This is a genomic window from Glycomyces sp. NPDC050141, from assembly GCF_055586545.1.
Genome location: NZ_JBVJHZ010000040.1, coordinates 45134 through 53430, shown reverse-complemented (window position 1 = coordinate 53430; position 8297 = coordinate 45134). Strand labels below are relative to the sequence as shown.

The following is an 8297-nucleotide window of genomic DNA, read 5'->3' as shown; positions in this document are numbered from 1 at the left end:
CCCCCCCCCCCCCCCCCCCCCCCCCCCCCCCCCCCCCCCCCCCCCCCCCCCCCCCCCCCCCCCCCCCCCCCCCCCCCCCCCCCCCCCCCCCGCCGTCGTCGTCTGCGCGGTTCGGCCCAAGGTCAGTCGAGTTGCCACACTCTGACAGTGCCGTCGTCGTATCCGACAATCGCGGTGCGGCTGCCCGGGACGGAGGCCAGTGCGACCGGCCGGGGTTCGCCGGTCGCGTCGAGCCGCATGCGGTCGCCTGTCGCGGTGCTGATGACGGTGGCCTGCTCGTCGTCGATGGCGAGTATCGACTTGTCGGGCAGGAGGCGGATGTCGTGGGCCGCGTCGGTCGGCGCGAGCGGCGCCGGTTCGCCGATCGGGGAGTAGGTCCACAGGTCGAGTTGGTAGTAGCGCTGGTCGGTGTCGTTGTAGACGAGTCCGCGCGGGCCGCCGTCTTCGCCTTCGGCGAACCAGAGGCCGCCGGTGCGGGCGGTTTCGGGGTCCCATTCGGGGTGGGGCGGGACGCGGCCGATGACGGTGCCGTCGGCGGGGTGGTGGAGGGCGACGGAGCCGTCGGGTTCGGCGTGTGCGACGGCGAGTTCGCCCCGGTTGGGGCCGAGGACGGCGTGGTCGATGAAGCCGGGCTGGAAGACCATGCCCTGGCCGGTGACGCCGGTGTCGAGGTCGACTGTGGCGCAACCCATCGGGGTCATGGCGGTGAGGAACGTGGATTCGTTGTGCTGGTGGGGTGCGTATGCGGCGGCGACGGCGTCGAACGTGCCGGTGCCGATCCAGGTGAGTCCGGCGGCGTCGGCGATGTGGACGCCTGACGTGCGGTCGACGGCGATCACGCGTTCGCCGCCGCCCGGGGCGGGCGCGAGGAGCAGGGCGATGACGGGCTGCTCGGTCTCGGTCGATCCGATGGCGGTGCCGTCGGTGAGGTCCCATTGCCGCAGTTGGGTTCCGGCGGCGGTGTAGGCGATCGGCCCGTGTTCGCCCGCCATGGCGACGATCGCTTCGACCGGTGCGTCGTGGGCGGCGATCACGAGACCGTCGTGCCGGACGGTCGTAGTGTCCACGTCAGGCTCGGGCGGTGCCGCGTCATTGTTCCGGGTCCCGTTGAGCCACCATGCGACTCCAGCCGCCCCGGCGGCGACCGGAGCGGCGATCATCGCCGCGATGAGGGTGCGGCGGCGGGGCTTCGGGACGGGAGGCGGTAGCGGCAGGGTCGCGTCGACTGGCTCCGGGTGGTCGCCGCGGCAGGCGGCGGCGAGGTCGGCCGTGTCGCGCCACCGCCGCTCCGGGTCTTTTTCGAGGGCCCGCATGACCACGGCCCGGGTCTCGCCGGGGACGGCCTCGGGGAGTTCGGGCGGTTGTTTGTGCAAGTGGCCGTGGACGACCGGGGAGAGGCTGGGGCCGGTGAACGGCGGTTTGCCGCTGAGGCATTCGTAGGCGACGACGCCGAGGGAGTACTGGTCGCTGGCGGGGGTGAGCGGTTCGCCGTCGATCTGCTCGGGGGAGGCGTAGGTGAGGGTGCCGAGCCGGACGTCGGGGCCGGTCAGCGCGGTCTCGTCGGGGAGCAGCGCGATACCGAAGTCGACGAGCCGGGGGCGGGAGTCGGAGCCGACGATGATGTTGGCGGGCTTGATGTCGCGGTGGATGACCCCGGCGCGGTGGGCGGTCGCGAGGGCGTCGGCGATGTCCGCGCACAGGCGCATCGCGGTCTCCGGCGGGAGCGGGCCGTCGGCCAGGACAGCGCTGAGCGGCCTGCCTTCGACGTACTCCATGACCAGGTAGGAGCGCCCGTCGGGGCCGGTGTCCTCGCCGAAGTCGTGCAGGGCGGCGATGCCGGGGTGGTTGACGCGGGCGACGGCTTGGGCTTCGCGCACGAACCGCGCGTGGGCCGCTTCGGCGCCTTCGAAGCCGCCGCGGTACAGGAGTTTGACGGCGACGTCGCGGTGCAGACCGGTGTCGAAGGCGCGCCACACCTCGCCCATGCCGCCGGTGCCGATGCGTTCGTCGAGCCGGTACCGGTCGGCTATCAGCTGGCCTGCGGGCATCGGGTTTCCTCACGGGGCGGCTCGGCGTGCGAAGGGGTGCGTTCCGGTCAAAGCTTAAACGCCCGGTTCGCGCGAGTCCAGGCTCAGGCGGAGAGTCGGTCGGCTTTCACCTTGCCGCCCTGCATGATCAGCCGCAGGTTCGCCTCGGGGTCGGTGAGGGCGGCGAGGTCCTGGAGGGGGTCGCCGTCGATGACGAGGAGGTCGGCGAGGGCACCGGGGACGATCTGGCCGAGGCGGCCCGACTCGCCCAGGAGCCTTGCGGCGGTGACGGTAGCGGACCGGATGACATCGGCGGCGGGGAGGACCGCGCCGCGGATCGTGAACTCCTGCAACTGGTGTCGGCGCATCCCGCCGAGGAGGTCGGAGCCGTAGCAGAGGTTGACGCCGGACCGGTGGGCCAGCTCGAGGGCCCGCAGGCCCGCTTCGAGGACGATCGGGTTCTTGTCGCGGCTGGCCGCCGGGAGCCCGTAGTCGGCGCCTTCGACCGCCATGCGCTGGTAGGTCACCAAGGTGGGCACCAGGAACGCGTCGCGCTCCAGGAACAGGTCCACACTGGACTCGTCGATGAGGTTGCCGTGCTCGATCGACCGCACCCCGGCCGCGAGGCCGCGGTTGACGGCCCGCGCGGTGTAGGCGTGCCCGGCGACGTACCGGTTGGCTGCCTCGGCCTCCTCGACGATCGCGCGGATCTCCTCGACCGAGAACTGGGTCGAGTCGATCCGGTCGGTCGGCGACGCGACGCCGCCGGAGAGCATGACCTTGACGTGGTGCGCGCCGGTGCGCAGCTGTTCGCGTGCGGCCCTGCGGACTTCGTCGACGCCGTCGCAGACGGTGCTCAGGTCGGGGCAGCACTGGTGGTCCTCGCGGACGCTCCGCCCGCGCGGGCGCCCGTCGCCGTGCCCGCCGGTCTGCGAGAGCGCCTTCCCGCCGAAGTACAGGCGCGGGCCGTCGACGACGCCCTCCGCGAGCGCCTCATGCAGGCCGAAGTCGGCGCCGCCGGGGTCGCGCACCGTGGTGAAGCCCCGGTGCAGCATCTCCCGCATCTCCTTGGCGGCCTTCAGCGCCACGTACGCGGGCGACTCGTCGGCGAGCCCCGCGAGGTTCGCGGTGTGGGCGTTGACGTGCGCGTGGCAGTCGATGAGGCCGGGCATGAGGGTCTTCCCGGCGAGGTCGACGACGCGGGCGCCTTCGGGGGTCTCCAAGTCCGGCCCGACGGCGTCGATCGTCTCGCCGCGCACCAGGACCCGCTGGTCGCGGACGAGTACGCCCGCGGCGGTGTCGAGCACGGCGGCGCCGGTGAACAGCACGGTCTCGGTCATCGACCTCTCCTCACGGATCAGCGCGACTGAACTGGCCGCGCGGCTAGTGCACGCACCAATATGCCCGACCGCGCTGGAGGACCGGCACCCGCCCGGCCGCTGCACCGCGTCACGGCATGAACGCGATCGGTGCGCCGAGCAAGGGGATCATCGGCAGGAGCGCCCACAGGGCCGTGCCGATGGCGGCCCAGGCGCCGCTTCGGGGCAGCAACTGGTCGTCGTGGTGCGGGCGGTGGCCGGGTTCGAGGGGCGCGTCGGGCATGCGGTCATGCTATCGATCGGGCACAGGGCCAGTGCGGTTCGTTACCGGTCCGGATGCGCGGCGGAACCGTATCGATATGGGGGAGCGGAGCAGGTTCGCGTTGGCGCGCTTCGATTCCGGCCCGGGCGGGCGTCGCGGCGCGGCCCGATGCAGGCCCGCGGATACGGCGAAGGGCCGGACGGCACCAGCCGTCCGGCCCCTCGTCTCACGTTGCACATTTACGGCTCGCAAGCGTCGCCGTGGCTGCGGCCCTTAGAGGTTCTCGATGACCTCGCGCATGAGGCGCGCGGTCTCGCTCGGGGTCTTTCCGACCTTGACGCCGGCGGCCTCGAGGGCCTCCTTCTTCGACTCGGCGGTGCCGGCCGAACCGGAGATGATGGCGCCCGCGTGGCCCATCGTCTTGCCCTCGGGGGCGGTGAACCCGGCGATGTAGCCGACGACCGGCTTCGTCACGTGGTTCTTGATGTACTCGGCCGCGCGCTCCTCGGCGTCGCCGCCGATCTCGCCGATCATGACGATCGCCTTGGTCTCGGGGTCCGCTTCGAACGCCGCGAGGCAGTCGATGTGGGTGGTCCCGATGACCGGGTCGCCGCCGATGCCCACCGAGGTCGAGAAGCCGAGGTCCCGCAGCTCGTACATGAGCTGGTAGGTCAGCGTGCCCGACTTGGAGACGAGGCCGATCGGGCCGGTGCCGGTGATGTCGGCGGGGGTGATGCCCGCGTTCGACTTGCCGGGGGAGGCGATGCCGGGGCAGTTCGGGCCCACGATGCGGGTCTTGTTGCCCTTGGCTTCGGCGTAGTTCCAGAAGGTCACGGAGTCGTGCACCGGGATGCCCTCGGTGATGACGATCGCGAGCTCGATCTCGGCGTCGATCGCCTCGACCACGGCGGCCTTGCAGAACGCCGGGGGCACGAACACGACGGAGGTGTTCGCGCCGGTCTCGGCGATGGCTTCGGCGACGGAGGCGAACACCGGCAGGCTCACGCCGTCGACGTCGACCTTGGTGCCGGCCTTGCGCGGGTTGACGCCGCCCACGATCTCGGTGCCGGCCTTGAGCATGCGGCGGGTGTGCTTCATGCCCTCGGAGCCGGTCATGCCCTGGACGATGACCTTGGAGTTCTCGTTGAGGAAGATCGCCATTGGACTAGGCCCCCTTGTTCGCGAGCTCGGCGGCCTTGTCGGCCGCGGCGTCCATGGTCTCGACCACGGTGATGAGCGGGTGGTTCGCCTCGGCGAGGATGCGGCGACCCTCTTCGGCGTTGTTGCCGTCGATACGGGCGACGAGCGGCTTGGTGACGTCCTCGCCGCGGTCGGCGAGGGTCTGGAGGGCGCCGAGGATGCCGTTGGCGACCTCGTCGCAGGCGGTGATGCCGCCGAAGATGTTCACGAACACGGACTTGACCTGCGGGTCCGACAGGACCACTTCGAGGCCGTTCGCCATGACCGCGGCGGAGGCGCCGCCGCCGATGTCGAGGAAGTTCGCGGGCTTGACGCCGCCGTGGTGTTCACCGGCGTAGGACACGACGTCCAGGGTGGACATGACGAGCCCGGCGCCGTTGCCGATGATGCCGACGGAGCCGTCGAGCTTCACGTAGTTGAGGCCGGAGTCCTTGGCGCGCTGCTCGAGCGGGTCCACGGACGACTTGTCCTCGAACTCGGCGTTCTCGGGGTGGCGGAAGTCCGCGTTCTCGTCGAGGGTGACCTTCGCGTCGAGCGCGAGGACCTTGCCCTCGGGCGTGCGCACGAGCGGGTTGACTTCGACGAGCGTCGCGTCCTCGGACACGAACGCGCCCCAGAGTTTGACGAACACGTCGACGAGCTGGTCGCGGAGGTCCTCGGGGAACCCGGCGCGGGTGACGATGTCGTCCGCGATCTCGGGGGTGACGCCGACGCCGGCGTCGATCGGGAGCTTCACGACCTTCTCGGGCGCGGTGTGCGCGACCTCTTCGATCTCCATGCCGCCCGCGGTCGAGGCGATGCACAGGAACGTGCGGTTCGCCCGGTCGAGGAGGTAGGAGAAGTAGTACTCCTCGTCGATGTCGGCGGTCACGGTGAGCATGACCTTCTCGACGGTGTGGCCCTTGATGTCCATGCCGAGGATGTTCGTGGCGTGGGTCTTGACCTCGTCGACGTTGTCGGCGAGTTTGACGCCGCCCGCCTTGCCTCGGCCGCCGACCTTCACCTGTGCTTTGACGACCACCCGGTCACCGAGGCGCTCAGCGAGCTCCACGGCCTCCTGCGTGGTGGTGGCGACGCCGCCGTCCAGTACCGGCACGTTGTGCCGGGCGAACAGTGCGCGGCCCTGGTATTCGTACAGATCCACTGTAGAGTCCGCTCCACTAGCTAGTCTTCTTTGACCGGGCCCGGGCCGCCCCGCCGGTGGGCGGGGATCGGGTACAGGTGCCCGTTCTCGCAGGGTAACCCTTAGCGAGTGCGCGGAGCGTACGGCGGGCGACCGGTGTGACGAGATCGAAGGTCGCACGGCGGCGGAGGCGGGCTGTGCGGGGCGTCCGGCCCCCGGGGTCGGGTGTGTCGGTTCGCCGTCGCCCCCGATTCGATTGTCGCGCGAGGGTGCGACATCCGGTTCGGGCCGGAACGCGGAGCGGGATTTCGGGGGAAAGAGGCGGGGACCGGACGCACCCCTCAGGCGTCCGGTCCCCTTAGCGGGAATCAAGCCCACCCCTCAAAGGCTTGACTCCCTTAGGCACGATGCCCTATCGCCACCCCTCAATCGACAGGGCATCGGCAGTATGTGGCACAGCTCTACAAACCGTGCATATTGCCGCGATCCGAACCGGAAGTGAACTCCCGGTGCCGCGGCGGTCTTTCTCAATAGCGGCCTTTAGGCCCGCTGCCGATGCGTCTTCCGCTGTATTGCACTGCGTCCGACACTATTAAGAACGAGGGCGCTCGCGGCCGGTTACGGGATTCTCAGAGAATTTTTTGGCGAGGGCGTTTTCGCAGGCAGAGGCCCATAACACGGTTGCGGGACGGCCCTGATCGGGTGAGGCGACATGTTCGCGCACCCATTCGGCGATCACCTGGGTCGAGGCCCCGGGACCGAATATCGCGGCCACTCCGGCTTCGCGCAGTTGCGCGGCGTCCTCGTCGGGAATGATGCCGCCGCCGAAGACGATGATGTCGCGCGCGCCCGCTTCGTCGAGTAGTCGCAGCACTCGCGGGAACAGCGTCATATGCGCGCCGGAGAGAATGCTCAGGCCGATCGCGTCGGCGTCCTCGGCCAGTGCGGTCGCGACGACCTGCTCGGGGGAGTTGTGCAGGCCGGTGTAGACGACCTCCATGCCCGCGTCGCGCAGCGCCCGCGCCACGACCTTCGCGCCCCGGTCGTGCCCGTCGAGCCCGACCTTCGCGACGACCACCCTGATCGGTGTGCCGGTAGCGGACATGGTTGTACCTCCTCGTACAGGAGGCCGCGGCACCCACGGCGCTCTTGGCGAACCGTGCGTGCCGCGGCCGTTGCTTACGAGTGAGCTTAGTCGCGACCGGCGTGAGGCGGTAGGCCTAACCGCCGTAGGGGGCCTGCGGCGGCTGCTGGCCCTGCTGCGGGTAGCCCGGAGGCGGCGGCGGGTACGCGCCCGGCTGCTGCTGGGGCTGCTGCGGCTGGCCGTAGCCGGGGGGCGGCGGCTGCTGCCCGTACGGCTGCTGCCCGTATTGAGGCTGCTGAGCCCCGGCGGGCGGGTAGCCACCGGCCATGGACGGGGCGCCCTTGATGTAGTCCTTGACCTCTTGCTTCGTGAAGTAGAGGAAGCTGGCGTAGCCGTAGACGCCGGCGTTGACCAGGTACATGATCAGCATGACCGGGAAGAGGAACGACGTGAGCACGCCGATGAGCGAGCCGCCGGCGCCGATCATCATGAGGATGACGCCGGTCAGGCGCAGCCCGGGCGAGGTGATCTTGCCCTTGGGGAGCGCCCAGCCGTACCAGCCGAAGGCGGCCGCGGCGAGCACGCTGATGACGAGGCCGCCCATCGCGATGAGGGGGCCGTAGACGGCGACGTTGACGATGCTGAAGACGAGGCCGACGCCCGCGCCGATCATCGCCATGAGGCCGATGTGCTTGATGCCGGTCGGCGCTTCGCCCTGCGGGATACCGGGCTGGGCCTGCGGGTAGCCCGGCTGCTGCGGCGGCGGGCCGGGGAACGGCGAGGGCTGCTGGCCGTACGGCTGCTGCTGGGGCTGCGGGATCGGGCCGCTGCCGAGCGGGTTCGGCGGCGGGGGCTGCGAGGCGGGCTGGAACCCGGTCTGCGAGCCGCCCTGCTGCGGCATCACCGTGGTCTCGGCGAAGGAGGCGACGTTCGGCTCCGCCGGGCCGGTCGGGTTGCCCAGCGGCGACGGCGGCGGGGGCGGGGTCGAGGCCCCGGCCGGTGCGCCGCCCTGGCGCTGGATCTTCATCGTGCGGTCGAGACCGGACTCGTCGGCCGGGGCGGGCGCGGGCGCGCCTGCTCCGGGAGCTGCGGCACCGGGCTTCAGCTTGAAGGTGCCGCCGTCCTCGTCAGGTCGTTCGTTCTCTGGGGGAGTCATTGCATCCACGCTCCACGGGCCGGATCGGTTGTGACTGCTCTCGCCTTCACCATACCGACCGGGGCTGGGAGTCGGGGAAAGCCGTCCAGCCCGAGGTGTGATCGCCACGCGCCCAGGGGTAGTGGG

The 8297-nt window shown here is 70.9% G+C and carries 6 protein-coding genes and 1 pseudogene; all 7 read right to left on the bottom strand.

The genetic code is table 11. The features are described from left to right. Positions 1-122 precede the first annotated feature (122 nt). The 7 genes and pseudogenes from ACZ60M_RS20780 to ACZ60M_RS20750 all read right to left on the bottom strand — a co-directional run bounded on the left by ACZ60M_RS20780 (position 123) and on the right by ACZ60M_RS20750 (position 8171). Complete coding sequence (locus ACZ60M_RS20780) at positions 123-2048, bottom strand: protein kinase domain-containing protein (RefSeq protein ID WP_465420437.1); 1926 nt, start codon at positions 2046-2048, stop codon at positions 123-125. An 83-nt stretch (positions 2049-2131) separates the two neighbouring features. Next, a complete protein-coding gene (locus ACZ60M_RS20775) occupies positions 2132-3367 on the bottom strand; it encodes a metal-dependent hydrolase family protein (protein WP_465420435.1) in 1236 nt (411 codons plus the stop codon). A gap of 109 nt (positions 3368-3476) precedes the next feature. Further along, positions 3477-3629, bottom strand: coding sequence for a hypothetical protein (locus ACZ60M_RS20770; protein ID WP_465420433.1), 153 nt, complete (start codon positions 3627-3629; stop codon positions 3477-3479). Between the two features lie 252 nt (positions 3630-3881). After that, entirely contained in the window at positions 3882-4769 is an 888-nt protein-coding gene (gene sucD, locus ACZ60M_RS20765; protein WP_465420431.1) for a succinate--CoA ligase subunit alpha, read from the bottom strand. A gap of 4 nt (positions 4770-4773) precedes the next feature. Beyond that, complete coding sequence (sucC, locus tag ACZ60M_RS20760) at positions 4774-5952, bottom strand: ADP-forming succinate--CoA ligase subunit beta (protein ID WP_465420430.1); 1179 nt, start codon at positions 5950-5952, stop codon at positions 4774-4776. A gap of 679 nt (positions 5953-6631) precedes the next feature. Beyond that, positions 6632-7036, bottom strand: a pseudogene (locus ACZ60M_RS20755) (cobalamin B12-binding domain-containing protein); the annotation flags it as partial. A 115-nt stretch (positions 7037-7151) separates the two neighbouring features. Continuing rightward, positions 7152-8171 (bottom strand): hypothetical protein, encoded by a 1020-nt coding sequence (locus ACZ60M_RS20750; protein WP_465420428.1) that lies wholly within the window; start codon positions 8169-8171, stop codon positions 7152-7154. Positions 8172-8297 lie beyond the last annotated feature (126 nt).